At 68.4% G+C, this 1,051-nt stretch carries 1 protein-coding gene; it reads right to left on the bottom strand.

What is annotated here, in order from left to right:
• A partial coding sequence (locus ACQKM2_RS40875) for an IS481 family transposase (RefSeq protein WP_427719296.1) occupies positions 1-949 on the bottom strand: 949 nt, incomplete at its 3' end.
• Between the last annotated feature and the right edge of the window lie 102 nt (positions 950-1,051).

Below are 1,051 nucleotides of genomic sequence, written 5' to 3' on the forward strand. Positions count from 1 at the left end.
TGTATTGACCCGCAGCGTTGTTCACGCGGCTGATGGGCGGGTTTCCGCCCAGTGCTGTGTGGCAGCGGTGGTGGTTGTAGGTGTGGAGGAAGTCTGTCAGTGCCTGGGTCCGCTCGTCATTCGACTGGTAGGGCCGCTGGTAGGCCCACTCGTCTAGCAGGGTGCGGTTGAAGCGTTCGACCTTGCCGTTGGTCTGCGGCCGGTAGGCGCGGGTGAGCTTGCCGGCCGCGCCCAGGTCGGCCAGGACGGCCTTCCAGGCCAGACCCTTGCGGTAGGCCCAGGCATTGTCGGTCAGGACCCGTTCGATGCGGGTGATGCCCTGGCTGTGGAAGAACGCGGCCGCGCGGGCAAGGAAGCCCGCGCAGGTCGCGACCTTCTCGTCGTCGTGGACCTCGCTGTAGGCGAGGCGGGAGTGATCGTCGACCGCGGAGTGGATGTAGTCGAAACCCATGCCGCGGATCGGCCGGCCCGCGTCACGTCCCAGGACCCGGTGCCCACCGCCGTTGGGGATCCTGCCGAGCTTCTTCACGTCCACGTGAACGAGTTCACCGGGACGCTCGCGTTCGTAGCGGCGGATCACGGATCCGGTCGGACGGTCGAGCCAGGCGAGCCGGCTGAGGCCGTGGCGGGCCAGGATCCGGTGGACGGTCGAGGCGGGCAGGCCCACGATGGGGCCGATCCGGGCAGGGCCGAGTTTGCGGGCCCGCCGCAGGTCACACACCCGGGCCTCAATATCGGCGGGAGTCCGGTGCGGCGTCGTGCGCGGCTGGCTGGATCGGTCGTGCAACCCGGCCGGGCCTTCGGACCGCCACCGCCGCATCCACTTGTGGGCCGTGGCCCTCGATATGCCCATCTCGGCGGCGACGTGGGCGACCGGACGGCCGGAGAGGACACGCTCGACCAGCAGGCGCCTACCGAAGACGGTCAGCCGGGCATTACGGTGGGACACGAAGACCTCCGTGCGGTGAGTTCCTAGACAGCTCCCACCACACCGGAGGTCTTCGCCATGTTCAAGACCCGCCGACTGTCAACAACGCTCGTGATCAATACA

It is taken from the genome of Streptomyces sp. NPDC004126 (assembly GCF_050275515.1).
In the GTDB taxonomy this organism is placed as follows: domain Bacteria; phylum Actinomycetota; class Actinomycetes; order Streptomycetales; family Streptomycetaceae; genus Streptomyces.